This window comes from Methylobacterium aquaticum, assembly GCF_016804325.1.
GTDB lineage: Bacteria > Pseudomonadota > Alphaproteobacteria > Rhizobiales > Beijerinckiaceae > Methylobacterium > Methylobacterium aquaticum_C.
In genome coordinates, this window is sequence record NZ_CP043627.1 from 2,396,930 (window position 1) to 2,409,588 (window position 12,659).

12 protein-coding genes are annotated in these 12,659 nt (G+C 71.2%); 6 read left to right on the top strand and 6 right to left on the bottom strand.

What is annotated here, in order from left to right; translation table 11 throughout:
- Positions 1 to 267: 267 nt before the first annotated feature.
- From F1D61_RS10730 to galE, 3 genes are all read right to left on the bottom strand, one after another.
- Positions 268 to 1,065: an aldolase gene (locus tag F1D61_RS10730; protein WP_203157828.1), complete on the bottom strand. Its 798-nt coding sequence runs from the start codon at positions 1,063 to 1,065 to the stop codon at positions 268 to 270.
- A gap of 75 nt (positions 1,066 to 1,140) precedes the next feature.
- Entirely contained in the window at positions 1,141 to 2,322 is a 1,182-nt protein-coding gene (locus F1D61_RS10735; protein ID WP_203157829.1) for a lytic murein transglycosylase, read from the bottom strand.
- A gap of 3 nt (positions 2,323 to 2,325) precedes the next feature.
- Positions 2,326 to 3,318, bottom strand: a complete 993-nt coding sequence (gene galE / locus F1D61_RS10740; protein ID WP_203157830.1) for a UDP-glucose 4-epimerase GalE — start codon at positions 3,316 to 3,318, stop codon at positions 2,326 to 2,328.
- Between the two features lie 179 nt (positions 3,319 to 3,497).
- Between galE and galU the strand changes: the two genes are divergently transcribed.
- Positions 3,498 to 4,364 (top strand): UTP--glucose-1-phosphate uridylyltransferase GalU, encoded by an 867-nt coding sequence (galU, locus tag F1D61_RS10745; protein ID WP_203157831.1) that lies wholly within the window; start codon positions 3,498 to 3,500, stop codon positions 4,362 to 4,364.
- A gap of 43 nt (positions 4,365 to 4,407) precedes the next feature.
- Here galU and F1D61_RS10750 read toward each other — a convergent pair whose 3' ends face one another.
- From F1D61_RS10750 to F1D61_RS10760, 3 genes are all read right to left on the bottom strand, one after another.
- Positions 4,408 to 4,725: a hypothetical protein gene (locus F1D61_RS10750; RefSeq protein WP_246775820.1), complete on the bottom strand. Its 318-nt coding sequence runs from the start codon at positions 4,723 to 4,725 to the stop codon at positions 4,408 to 4,410.
- Between the two features lie 195 nt (positions 4,726 to 4,920).
- A complete protein-coding gene (locus F1D61_RS10755) occupies positions 4,921 to 6,135 on the bottom strand; it encodes a type II secretion system F family protein (protein ID WP_203157832.1) in 1,215 nt (404 codons plus the stop codon).
- Complete coding sequence (locus F1D61_RS10760) at positions 6,136 to 7,866, bottom strand: GspE/PulE family protein (RefSeq protein WP_203157833.1); 1,731 nt, start codon at positions 7,864 to 7,866, stop codon at positions 6,136 to 6,138.
- Between the two features lie 157 nt (positions 7,867 to 8,023).
- On the opposite strand from F1D61_RS10760, the gene F1D61_RS10765 reads away from it, so the two are divergent.
- From F1D61_RS10765 to F1D61_RS35345, 5 genes are all read left to right on the top strand, one after another.
- Positions 8,024 to 9,091, top strand: a complete 1,068-nt coding sequence (locus F1D61_RS10765) for a hypothetical protein (RefSeq protein WP_203157834.1) — start codon at positions 8,024 to 8,026, stop codon at positions 9,089 to 9,091.
- Positions 9,088 to 9,609 carry a GspMb/PilO family protein gene (locus F1D61_RS10770; RefSeq protein ID WP_203157835.1) on the top strand — a complete coding sequence of 174 codons (522 nt, stop codon included), beginning with the start codon at positions 9,088 to 9,090 and terminating at the stop codon, positions 9,607 to 9,609. Before F1D61_RS10765 ends, F1D61_RS10770 begins: the two co-directional genes overlap by 4 nt.
- A gap of 11 nt (positions 9,610 to 9,620) precedes the next feature.
- On the top strand, positions 9,621 to 10,136 hold the full coding sequence (locus F1D61_RS10775) for a hypothetical protein (protein WP_203157836.1): 516 nt from the start codon (positions 9,621 to 9,623) through the stop codon (positions 10,134 to 10,136).
- A 54-nt stretch (positions 10,137 to 10,190) separates the two neighbouring features.
- Positions 10,191 to 10,691, top strand: coding sequence for a GNAT family N-acetyltransferase (locus F1D61_RS10780; RefSeq protein WP_203157837.1), 501 nt, complete (start codon positions 10,191 to 10,193; stop codon positions 10,689 to 10,691).
- Positions 10,692 to 11,109: 418 nt separating this feature from the next.
- Complete coding sequence (locus F1D61_RS35345) at positions 11,110 to 12,651, top strand: Hint domain-containing protein (protein ID WP_246775821.1); 1,542 nt, start codon at positions 11,110 to 11,112, stop codon at positions 12,649 to 12,651.
- Positions 12,652 to 12,659 lie beyond the last annotated feature (8 nt).

Here is a 12,659-nt window from a genome sequence, read left to right on the forward strand (position 1 = left end):
AAAATGCGGCAAAATCAACGACCTAGAGAGCTTCGCGATTGCAACGCGATCGTGAAGTGCTCTAGAGGCCGACATCTCTCGACGTCATCCTGGGGCTCGACGAAGTCGAGAACCCGGGATCCATAACTGCTGACGGTGCCGGATAAGGCGACCGGCGTCCCGCTTCATCCCGAACCGTCGGCGGTTATGGATCCCGGGCTCCGCTGCGCGGCCCCGGGATGACATCGAGGATGTCGATACGATCGGCCAGATCGAACGGACGCTGCATCACGCCGCGTAATCCGGCTCCTCCCGGTCGAGCCGGCGGCGGATCGAGGCGAGGTGGAGGCGGGCCGATTCCGGATCGCCCTCGCGCATCTGGCGGTAGGCGGCCTCGGCGATGGCGGGATCGACCGGCAGGACGGCGCGGCCGGTCGAGAGGGCGAGCACCTGCACTTCCGCCGCGCGCTCCAGGTAGTAGAGGTCGTCCCAGGCCTCCGCGATGGTCGGTCCGAGCACCATCACGCCATGGTTCTTCATGAACACGATGTCGGCCTCGCCGACGCTGTCGGCGATGCGGTCGCCCTCCCGCTCGTCGAGGGCGAGGCCGTTGTAGTTCCGGTCGAAGGCGGTGCGGCCGTAGAACTTGAGCGAGGTCTGCCCGGCGAAGATCAGCGGATCGCCCTCGGTCATCGAGAGGGCGGTGGCGTAGGGCATGTGGGTGTGGAACGCGACCCGTGCCCGCGGGATGCGCTTGTGCAGGCGGGCATGGATGTAGAAGGCGGTCGCCTCCGGCTGCCCCTCGCCCGACACGACGTTGCCGTGGAAGTCGCAGACCAGGAGCTTCGAGGCGGTCAGTTCCGCGAAGGCGTAACCGTAGGGGTTGACGAGGAAGAGGTCGTCGTAGCCCGGCACCATCGCCGAGAAGTGGTTGCAGATGCCCTCTTCCAGGCCGTGGCGCGCCGCCATGCGGAAGCAGGCCGCCAGATCCTCCTTGGCCCGGCGCACCTCGGGCCCGGCGAGATCGGGCTGGTTGAGACCGTCCGGAATCCGCTCGCCGGCCGGCGCGCCGAATGCGTGAGCCATGGTGTCCGTGTCTCCTGAACTCTCACGCCGGATCCTGGCGGAAGCCGGACCCGCTTGTCCATGGTCGCGAGAGGATCAGTGCGCCCTCACGTGCTCCAGCAGGGCAGGGGTGGCGTAGCCGTCCGCCGGCAGCCCCTCGGCGATCTGGTAGCGGCGCACCGCCTCGCGGAGCTTGGGGCCCGCGCGCCCGTCGAACGGGCCCTCGTAGAGCGAGCGGGCGGAGAGCCCGCGCTGGAGTGCCGCGAGCCCGGCCTGGTCGAGGCGCGGCCCGGTCGGCCAGGACGCGGCGAGCGGCGGCCCGCCGGCGATCCGGTCGGAGAAGTGGCCGACGGCGAGCGCGTAGGAATCCGAGGTGTTGTAGGCGCGGATGACCTCGAAATTGGCGGTGAGCAGGAAGGCCGGGCCGCCGGCGCCGCCGGGCAGGAACAGGCTCGCCTCGCCCTGGTCGGGCAGGGGCGCGCCGTCGAGGGTCCGCACCCCGCGCCGGGCGAAATCGGCGAACGGGCCGCGGTAGCGCGCGAGGTCGAACCCCGCCGGGAGGGTCACGGCGACGCCCCAGGGCAGGTCGCGGCGCCAGCCGGCCTGTTGCAGGAAATGCGCGATCGAGGCCAGCGCGTCGGGTGCCGAAGCCCAGATGTCGCGGCGGCCGTCGCCGTCGAAATCGACCGCCGCCCGCAGGTAGGCCGAGGGCAGGAACTGCGTCTGCCCCATGGCCCCGGCCCAGGAGCCGCGCATCCGCTCCGGCGTCACGTCGTGGTGCTCGAGGATCTCGAGGGCGGCGAGCAGCTCGTCGCGAAACAGCTCGCCGCGATGGCGCGCCTCGGCCAGGGTGGCGAGCGCCCGGATCACCGGCATCGTGCCGGCGCTGGCGCCGAAATCCGATTCGATGCCCCAGAAGGCAAGCAGAACCGGTCCGGGCACGCCGTAAGCCGCCTCGATCGCCGCCAGGGTCTCGGCGCGGCGCGCTCCTTCCGCCCGCCCGCGGGCGATGCGGCCGGGCGAGACGGCACCGGTCAGGTATTCCCAGACCGCCCGGCCGAACTCGCCCTGGCGGCGCAGGCGCGCCAGCACCGCCGGGTCCGGGGTGACGCCCCGGAACGCCGCGTCGAAGGTCGCCCGCGACACCTTTCGCGCTTGGGCGGCCGGCCACAACTCCTCGACGAAGGCCCGGAAATCGCCGGCACCGCTGGGGGCGGCGAGGACGAGGACGGCGCCGAGCGCCAGGACGCTGCGCAGGACGAACCGGGTCTGGGGCATCGATCAGATCCGGTTGCGCCGGCCGAGCGCGTCTTCCCAGGCGAGCGCCTGGGTGACAATCTCGCGCAGGTCGTCGTGCTGCGGCACCCAGCCGAGCTCGGCCCGGATCCGGTCGGCCCCGGCGATGATCCGCGACGGGTCGCCCGGACGGCGCGGCGACAGCTTGACCGGGAAATCGACGCCGGAGACCGACTTCACCACGTCGATCACCTCGAGCACCGAGTAGCCGCGGCCGTAGCCGCAATTGAGGGTCAGGCTCTCGCCGCCCCGGCGCAGGTGGTTGAGCGCGACGAGGTGGGCTTGCGCCAGGTCGGAGACCTGGATGTAGTCGCGCAGGCACGACCCGTCCGGGGTCGGATAGTCGGTGCCGAACACCTCCAGCCGCTCGCGCCGGCCCAGCGCGGCCTGCGTCGCGACCTTGATGAGATGGGTGGCGTTGGGGGTCGACTGGCCCGAGCGCCCGCGCGGGTCGGCGCCGGCCACGTTGAAGTAGCGCAGGACCACGTAGGTGATGCCGTGGGCGCGGGCGGCGTCCTCCAGCATCCACTCGGTCATCAGCTTCGAGCGGCCATAGGGGTTGATCGGGTTCGGCGCCAGGTCCTCGGGCACCGGCACCACCGACGGCTCGCCGTAGACGGCCGCCGTCGAGGAGAAGATCACATGGCGCACGCCCGCGCCGATCGCCGCCTCGATCAGGGCGCGCGACTTGACCGTGTTGGCGAGGTAGTAACCGAGGGGATCGGAGACCGAATCCGGTACCACGATCTTGGCGGCGAAATGCGCCAGCGCGTCGATATTGTGCCGGCGGATGGTCTCGGCCACCAGGGTCTGGTCGGCGACGTCGCCGCGCACCAGCGTGACTTCCGGCGGCAGCGCCCAATCGAAGCCGGTGGAGAGATCGTCGAGGACAACGACTTCCTCGTGTCCGGCGTCGATCAGGGCGAGCACCATGTGGCTGCCGATGTAGCCGGCGCCGCCCGTGACAAGTACCGCCATTCCGTCTGCTCCCCGGCGTGAGACGGCTTGATCCATACCCCGCAATGCTTCAGCGTCAATTAAGCTGTCCGGTGGCAAGGGTGCCCGGGGGAGGATGTCCGCCGGGCGTGAGATGCCCGGGGATGGCCGCCCCCGCCGGGCGGTCCGGCCTCTCCTCGGTGTTCACGGGATCACGCACGATGAAACGCATTCGCAAGGCCGTCCTCCCGGTTGCCGGTCTCGGCACCCGTTTCCTGCCGGCGACCAAGGCGGTGCCCAAGGAGATGCTGACGGTCGTCGATCGTCCCGTGGTCCAGCACGTGGTCGACGAGGCCCGGGAAGCGGGCATCGAGCATTTCATCTTCGTCACCGGCCGCGGCAAGGCGGTGATCGAGGACCATTTCGACATCTCCTACGAGCTCGACCGCACGCTTCAGGAGCGCGGCAAGACGGAGGCCTACGAGGCCCTGAAGAAGGACCTGCCCGCCGCCGGCCAGACCAGCTTCACCCGCCAGCAGGAGCCGCTCGGCCTCGGCCACGCGGTGTGGTGCGCCCGCGAGATCGTCGGCGACGAGCCCTTCGCGGTGATCCTGCCCGACATGCTCAGCCGCGGCAGCATGGTGCAGATGCTCAAGGCCTACGAGCAGCACGGCGGCAACATCATCGCCGTCGAGGAGGTCGCCCCCGACCAGACCCACCAGTACGGCATCGTCAGCGTCGGCCAGGAATACGGCGACACCTTCGAGATCACCGGCATGGTGGAGAAGCCGCCGAAGGGCACGGCGCCGTCGAACTACATCATCTCGGGCCGCTACATCCTCCAGCCGGAGATCTTTTCCATCCTCGAGCGCGGCGAGCGCGGGGCGGGCGGCGAGATCCAGCTCACCGACGGCATGAAGCGCCTGTCGGAGACGCAGAAGTTCTACGGCATGCACTATCGCGGCAAGACCTACGACACCGGCTCGAAGCTCGGCTTCCTGGTCGCCAACCTCGCCTACGGCCTGGAGCGGCCGGAGCTGCGCGACGCCTTGAAGCAGGAGATCGAGGCGCTGCTGGCGAAGGGCTGACGCGGATCCGGCGTCGAGGCTGCGCGCCTCGACGCCGGCCGCCCTATTCGTCGTCGAACCAGTTGCGGCTCGGCTCGATGCAGCGATAGCCGACGAGGCATTCCGGCGTGTCGCGGGTCGGCACGAAGGCGTTCTTCGTGACCTGCGTCGGCTCGCAGAAGCTGCGGTCGCGCACGAAGCGGTCATAGGTGTAGCCGCCGGTGCCGAGCACCGCGGCGCCTCGCGCGGCGAGGAAGCTCCGCGCCTGGCCGCAGGTCATGGCGAGGGTCGAGGGGCGCCCCTGGGCGAGCGCGGCCGTGGGGATCGCCGCCAGAGCGGCGAGCAGGGCCAGAAGCCCGGACTTCCAATATCTGACGGACACGACGGCGCTCACGATTTCGGCGGAACCGTCTTCGACCGCATGAGGCGCGGGATCCCCTCTCCCGGCGATACCGGACTCACCCGGTATCGCGGCCAGGTGTGGGAGAGGGGAGACTTGCGCCCGTCTCGTCTCGGACGGTTCCGTCATTCGAGGACACGGCTAACGCCCACGGCCTCCGGCCGGGTTCCCCCGCCGCTACTGCGTCAATTGCCCCACGCTCAGGATCGCTCCCATCACCGAGATGATCAGCCCGCCGATCAGCCCGCCGATCGCCACCGTCACCAGGGGGGTGAGCAGGGCGAGCAGGCGGTCGATGCGCTGGCGGGTCTCGGTCTCGTGCATCTCGGCGGCGTGGATCAGCACGCTGCCGAGGCGGTTCACCTGCTCGCCGCTGGCGATGAGGTTCAGCGTCGAGGCGGCGTAGGGCTTGAGCGAGGCCAGCCCCGAGGCGAGGCTGCCGCCTTCCGCCAGCCGCCGCCCGGCCTCGTCGAGGGCATGGCGAAACACCCGGTTGCCGGCCAAGGGACGCGTCGCCGCCACAGCGTCGGGAATCGGCACCTCGGCGGTCAGAAGCGTGCCGAGCACCCGGCAGAACCGCCCGCACTCGATGCCGACCACGATCTCGCGCACCAGCGGCAGGCGGAGCGCCAGCTGCGCGCGGGACGCCGCGAAGCCGGGCCTCCGCCAGGCCCGGGCGAGACCGAGGACCAGGAGCGCGAGGCCGCCGGTCAGGAACGGCCAGGTCGCCGAGAGCGTCTCGCCGAGCCAGGCCGCGGCACGGATCGCGAAGGGCGGCGCCTGGCCGCTGCCCTCGAAGAGGGGTGCAAGCGCCGGCACCAGCACGCCGACGATCATCGCCACGGTGCCGACCGCCATCGCGATGAGCAAAGCCGGGTAGATCATCGCCGAGACCAGGTGGCGCTTGACCGCGTCGCGGCGCTCGATCGAGGCGGTGAGCGAGCCGACCACGTCGACGAGGGTGCCGGTGGCCTCTCCGGCGCGCACGATGTCGACCATGTCGCGCGGGAAGGCCTGCGGATGGGCCGCCATCGCCCGCGACAGGGAGGCGCCGGCGACGACCCGCTCCAGCAGGTCGGCGAGGACGGGCTTGAGCGCCGGCCCGGCCTGGCGCTCGACGAGGCGGAGCGCCTTGTCGACGGTGAGCCCGGCGCCGACCAGGGTGCCGAACTCGCGCAGGAAGGCCACGCGGGCGGCATCGTTGACCCGGTCGCGCCCGAACAGGTCGCGGCGCCAGAACGGCGCCGGGCCGGAGGCCGCCTGCGCGATCTCGTAGACCTGGAGCCCGTCGGCGCGTAAGCGCGCCACGGCGCGCTGGCGGGTCTCGGCCTCGATCCGGCCGGCCCGGGACCGCCCGTCCGCCGCATAGGCCTTGTAGGCGAAGCGCGGCATCTACAGCGTCCCTTCCAGCACCCGCCCGACCTCGTCGAGGGTGGTGTCGCCGTCGAGCACCCGAGCCCGGGCGCTGTCGGCGAGCGTCGTCATGCCGGCGGACCCAGCCCGGGCGGCCAGGGTCTGCTCGTCGGCGCGAGTGGCGATCAGCCCGCGCAACTCGCCGTCGAGGGTCATGATCTCGGAGGCGACCATCCGGCCGCGATAGCCGGTGCCGTTGCAGGCCGGGCAGCCGCGGGCCCGCTTGAGGCTCAAGGGGGCGTCGGCCGGGATGCCGAGGCGCAGCCGCTCCTGCGGGCTCGCCGGGGTGGGCTCGGCGCAAGCGGCGCAGAGCCGGCGCACCAGGCGCTGGGCCACCACGCCGTTGAGGGTCGCGGCGATGAGGTAGGGCTCGATGCCCATGTCCATCAGCCGGGTCACGGTGGCGGGGGCGGAGTTGGTGTGGAGCGTCGAGATGACGAGGTGGCCGGTCAGCGCCGCCTGCACGGCGATGCGGGCGGTCTCGCCGTCGCGGATCTCGCCCACCATCACCACGTCGGGGTCCTGGCGCAGGATCGAGCGGAGGGCCGCCGCGAAGTCGAGGCCGATGCCCGGATGGGCCTGGACCTGGTTCACCCCGGCCATCCGGTACTCGACCGGGTCCTCGACGGTGACGACCTTGAGGTGAGGGCCGTTGATCCGGCGGAGTGCCGCGTAGAGCGTCGTGGTCTTGCCCGACCCGGTCGGGCCGGTGACGAGGACGAGGCCGTTCGGCCGGCTCGTCATCGCGGCGATCGCACTGATCGCCGCCGCGTCGAAACCGAGCGCGGAGAAGTCCTCGACCCGGCGCGAGCCGTCGAGGACGCGCAAGACGACGCTCTCGCCATGCGCCGTCGGCAGGGTCGAGACGCGGATGTCGACGTCCTGGCCGCGATCGGGGGCCTGCATGCGCCCGTCCTGCGGCAGGCGCCGCTCGGCGATGTTGAGGCCGGCCTGGATCTTGATGCGGGTGGTGAGCGCGAGCTGCACCGATTTCGGCAGCCGCTCGGCTTCGACCAGCACCCCGTCGACCCGGTAGCGCACCCGCATGTCGGCTTCCTCCGCCTCCAGGTGGATGTCGGAGGCCGAGAGCTCGAAGGCCTTGCGCACCAGCCGCGCGGCGAGCCGCACGATCGGCGCCTGGCTCGCCACGTCGGCGAGCCGGGCGAGGTCGTCGTCGCTCCCCGCCTCGCCCTCCTCGGCGACGTCGCCGTAGACGGCGCGGTGGGCCCGCTCGAAGCTGCCCGGGCCGACGAGGCGGAAGGCTACCCGCCTGTCGACGAGGTGCTCGATCGCCTGGCCGGTCTCGGTGTCGAACGGATCGACCAGCGCGACGACGAGGCGGTCGGGCTCGGCGGCGAGCGGCAGCACCCGGGCGCGGGCGCAGTAATCGGGCGAGAGCAGGTCGGCCAGGACCGGCTCGCCCGGCAGGTCTTCCTGGCGCAGGATCGGCAGGCCGGTCGCCTCCGAGAGGGCGGTGACGAGCGTCGCCTCGTGGACGAGGCCGAGCTCGGTGAGGAGCAGCGGCAGGGGTCGGCGACCGGGGCCGTCGAGGGCGGCGAGCGCCCGTTCGTGGCCGGATTCGTCCAGCACCTCGCTCTCGGCGAGGCGGTCGACGAAGGCGCGCAGGTCCTCGGTGCGGCTGCGGGCGGCGTCGCGCCGGTCGGCCCGCGCCCGCCGCGGCCGGGTCTTGCCCGCCCAGATGCTCAGCATCGTCCTGCCCCAGAGATAACACGAGAGAGAAGCGGATCCGGCGCCGCGCCGCAGGGTCCATTCTCGCGCGGCGTCCTTAAGCGGACGGAAATATCGCTGCGTTAGACCGGTCCGCGACGCCCCCTGACGACTGAGCGGGCGCCGGAGCCGACCCGTCTTGCGCGCGCCATCCGCCTTTTCCCAGGGCCTTCTGACGTCGCTCGAGGCCTCGCTGCGCCAGGGCGTCGACGCCGCGTCGCATCTCCTCGGCCTGACCGAGGCCCGCGCCGACCGCGAGCCGGCCGTGCTGACGCTGCGGCTCGGGGCGCCGCACGAGGCCGGGCTGACGGTGATCGACCGGCGCGACGGGACGGACCGGACCTACCGCCTCGACCTCCGGGCGGACGACCTGCCCGAGCAGATCGCCGCCATCCGGGGCGGCCGGCCGGAGGGTCGGGCGAAGGTGATCGTCGATCCCGCCGCCTGCTTCATCCGCACCCTCGACCTGCCGAGCGCGGCGCTGCCGCGGATGCGGGCGGTGCTGGCGCAGGAACTGGAGGCCGCGACCCCGTTCCGGGCCGACCAGGTGTTCAGCGACTGGTACGTCGAAGGCGAGGACCCGGAGACCCGCACCCTGCGGGTGCGCCACGTCGTGCTCAAGCGCGCCCGCCTCGGCCCGGTGCTGGCGGCCTTGGCGGGGGCGGGGCTGACGGCGAGCGTCGTCGCGGTCGGCCCGGCGGAGGACCGGACGATGCCGGTCGATCTCCTGTCGAGCGGGCACCACGCCCTGCCGGGCCTCCTGCGCAGCTCCGGCAACCTCGTCCTCGTGGCCGCGACCGGGCTGTTCCTCGTCGGCGCCTTCCTCGGCCTGCGCCAGCACCAGGCGGCGACGCTCGATGCCCTCGACGACGCCTTCGCCACCGCCCGGCGGTCGGCCTCCTCCGGGCTGCCCCCGGCGGTCCAGGCCGGCGCCGCCGCGATGCTGGCCGAGCGCGGCCTCCCGCTCGCGCGGATCTGGGACGCGGTCGCCGCCGCGGTGCCGGACGCGGCCTCGGCGCAGTCCCTGCGCCTCACCCGCGAGGGACTCGAACTGACCTTGCTCGCCCCCGACGCTCCGGCGGTGCTCTCGGCTTTGGGGCGCCTTCCGGGGTTCGGTGCGCCGGAACTGCGCCAATCCTCACCCATGGAGGGCGGCCAGCGCCTCGTCGTCGCGCTGCCGCGCCGCGCGACGGGAGCCCGGCCGTGACGCCGGTCGTCCCCGTCGCCGGGCGGCCGCTGCTCCTCGGCCTCGCCGGGCTCGCCGTGGTCGCCGCCATCGGCACCGGACCGGTGCTCGACGCGCTGTCGGCGCAGGACGACATCGCCATGGCCCGCGACCGCCTGGCCCGGGCGCAGGCCGCCGCTCTCGCGCCGCCGTCGCCGGCTCCCTTGAGCGCCGCGGACGAGGCCGGCCTCGTCGCCGCCTTCCAGTCCCGCCTCAGCGCGCTCGCGGCGGAGCGAACCGTCGCGGTCGACGGGGCCGGGATCCAGCCCGACCCGAGCCGGCCGACGTTGCCGCGCCTGTCGGCTTCCTTGCGCGGCACCGCGGAGGGCCTGCACGGCCTGCTCGACGCCCTCGAGACCGGTGCGCCGCTGGTGGTGCTGGAGGAAGCCGCGATCAGCGTCGAGCGGCCGGCCGATCCCGAGATCGGACGAGCGACCGTGCTGCGCCTGACCCTCACCACCCGCGGCGTGCTGGCGCCCGCCCCCAAGGCCACGCCGTGACGGAGCGTCCCGTGAGACGGATCGCCCCCCATCTACGGGCCACCCTGGCGGCGACCGGGCGCGGATCCCGCATCGCCTGCGGGCTGGCCGCGATCGCGATGCTCGCGGCCTTCGCCTGGCCCATCGACGGCGGGCCCGCGCCCCTGCCGCGCCGCACGGTGGCCCCGATGCCGCCGCCGGACGAGGCCGCGTTGCAGCGCCCGCTCTTCGATCCCGGCCGGCGCCCCTGGACCGCCCGGGGCCCGCGCGACAGCCTCCTCGGCGACCCGCCGCGGCCGGTGCTGACCGTGCGCGGCATCCTCCTCGACGGCGCGGCCGCCCGGGTGCTGATCGACGACGGCAGCGGCAGCCGGGACTGGCTCGCCCGCGGCGAGGGGCGGGGCGACTGGCGGGTCGCCGCGATCGGCCGCGACGCGGTCACCCTGGTCCAGGGCGAGCGCCGCTACGTCGCGCCCTTCCTCGGCACCCCGACGACCCTGCGGCCGGTGGGCGCGAAGCCGGTGACGGAGCCGTCATTGCGGCGGTGAAGCCCCAACGGTTCGGAGGTTGCGGCCGCGCGCGAAGGCGATATCGGTGGCGCCATGCGCGCCCCCTCGACGAACCGGACCGTGACCGACCGCGCCTACGCCCCGTCGGACCGGGATGCCTGCCTCGCCCTGCTCGACGGCAACAGCCCCACCTTCTTCACAACCTCGGACCACACGATGTTCGAGGCCTTCCTGGCCGATCTCGCCGTGGCCTGGGGCTATCGGGTGCTGGAGCGGGACGGGCGCCTCGTGGCCTGCGGCGGCTGCACCGTCGAGGCGGGCGGGACCACCGCCGGCTTCTGCTGGGGCATAGTCGATCGGTCGCTCCAGGGAACGGGCCTCGGGACGCAACTCACGGAGATGCGCCTGCGCGCCGCCGCCGCGATCCCCGGCGTGACCCGGGTCAGGCTCGATACCAGCCAGTTGACGCAGGGCTTCTATGCCCGCTTCGGCTTCCGGCCCGTGAGGGTGACGCCGGACGGCTACGGGCCGGGGCTGGACCGGTGGGACATGGTGCTCACGCTCGACGACGATCATCGCTTGCGTCGTGGGTGACCGCATGGGGGACGGGCACGCGCGCCGCACGTTTCATCGAACGGGGCGGCGACAGGTCGGCCTCGGCGTGGTTCACGAGCCAGCCAGGCACATAAGACAAGATCGTATCAAGGGCAGCCACGACGGTCACGCACCAAAAAAATTTAAAAAAATAGTTTTTATAAGACCGTCCTTTATCGCTGAAAGTCAAACAGATAAATATATTTTACTTGCTCATATATGGATTTTGATCTGCAATTTTGTTAAATAATGGAAATATTCCTATTTGTTTTTATCTGTAATGCGCTCGATGCGACGAAAGATGCCTACCATTAATACTGTGATAAATCTTTTCTGAGTGTTGCTCTGAAGCAATAGCGCCCAGAATATCTTTTGTTAGTTTCTAGACGCATCCATCGATACAATTACAGGTTGCACAATGGCTGGGGACAACGAACCGAACAATAATCAGTCGGCAACCCCCGACGATGGGGGACGCCTCTCCGCCAGTAATGCTGACGGCGCCGCCCGGCTGAACTTCGCCTTTCACACCGTGCAATCCGGTGAAGGCGGCATCTCAGGCAGCACCTTCAGAGCGGCCGCGACTGATCCTGTCGACTACATCGCATTTTCCTTGAATCCCAATGTCGGCTCGGTCGACCTGACCGTCCAGGCCAACAGCAAGGAAGACGAGTTGCTCAACCAGGGGGGCGTGTTCGGCGTACGAAGCCAGTACACGTTCGCGCCCGGAGGGGCCTTCTCCGGCAGCAGCGTCTCGGTCCAGGTCCGCGCCGGCTCCGAGATGTATGGCAGCGAAGCAGCCGACCTGCTCGGCGACATCAACCGCCTCCAACAGCAGGATGTCGCCGACTATACGGCCAAGGCCCGCGCCGGGGTGGACGACGCCGCACTCAATTCCCAGATCACCGCGACCGCGAACATCATTCGTCAGTTCAGCACTCTTTATGAAAGCAATGGAACGAACGTCGACAAGGCACAATCACAACAGGTCGCGCTCGACATCAGAAACGCATCACAGGGCCTCAATGCCAGTGCCCGGTCTCCGGCCCTGAAGGCGGACGCGACCCGGCTGAGCCAGATCGCGTCGGACTGGCAGAACCTGCATTACTTCAGGGCCGACGGCGCGTCCGAGTACCGGGAAATTTCCTCCCTCGATTTCAACTTCAACACCAAGGTTTCGTGGGCTGCGACACCCTCCGTGGGCGGCGCGCCGACCCCGGGCATCGTCCAGGTCACGGGCGGGGTCGGGCTGCGCACCAACGACCTGGAGCGGATCGCCCCGGCCGACTATTCCTTCTCCTCCCTCAATGCCCATGCCGGCCCCGTCGTGTGCTTCACCACCGGCACCCTGATCCGCACCGCCCGGGGCGAGGTGGCCGTGGAAGAGTTGCGGGTCGGCGACCATGCGGTGACCGCCTCCGGCGCCCTGCGGCCAGTCGTCTGGATCGGCCACCGCCACATCGACGGTGCCGGCAAGGCCCTGCACCACGACCAGCAGCCGATCCACATCCGCGCCGGCGCCTTCGGGGCGGGGCTGCCCGCCCGCGACCTGCGCCTGTCTCCCGGCCACCCGGTCCTCGTCGGCGCCGACCAGGACGGCGCGGGCGGCCACCTCGTGCCGGTGATGTGCCTGATCAACGGCACCAGCATCGCCCGCGAGCCCGCCGCAGCCGTCACGTACTGGCACGTCGAACTCGACGCCCATGACATCCTGCTGGCCGAGGGTCTGCCCGCCGAGAGCTATCTCGACTGGGGTGACCGGCCATTCTTCACGCAAGCCTCCGACCACGCCCTGCACAATCCCGATTTCATCGTGCCGGGGCTCGCCGCCCGCTGCCGCCCGGTGGCGGTGGACGGGCCGGTGGTCGAGGCCGAGCGGGCTCGGCTGTCATGGTTGTTCGCGGCCGAGCTGGCCGCCCAATGCGCCTGGGATGCCGCCCTCGCCTTCGAGACCACGTGACCGGCGCG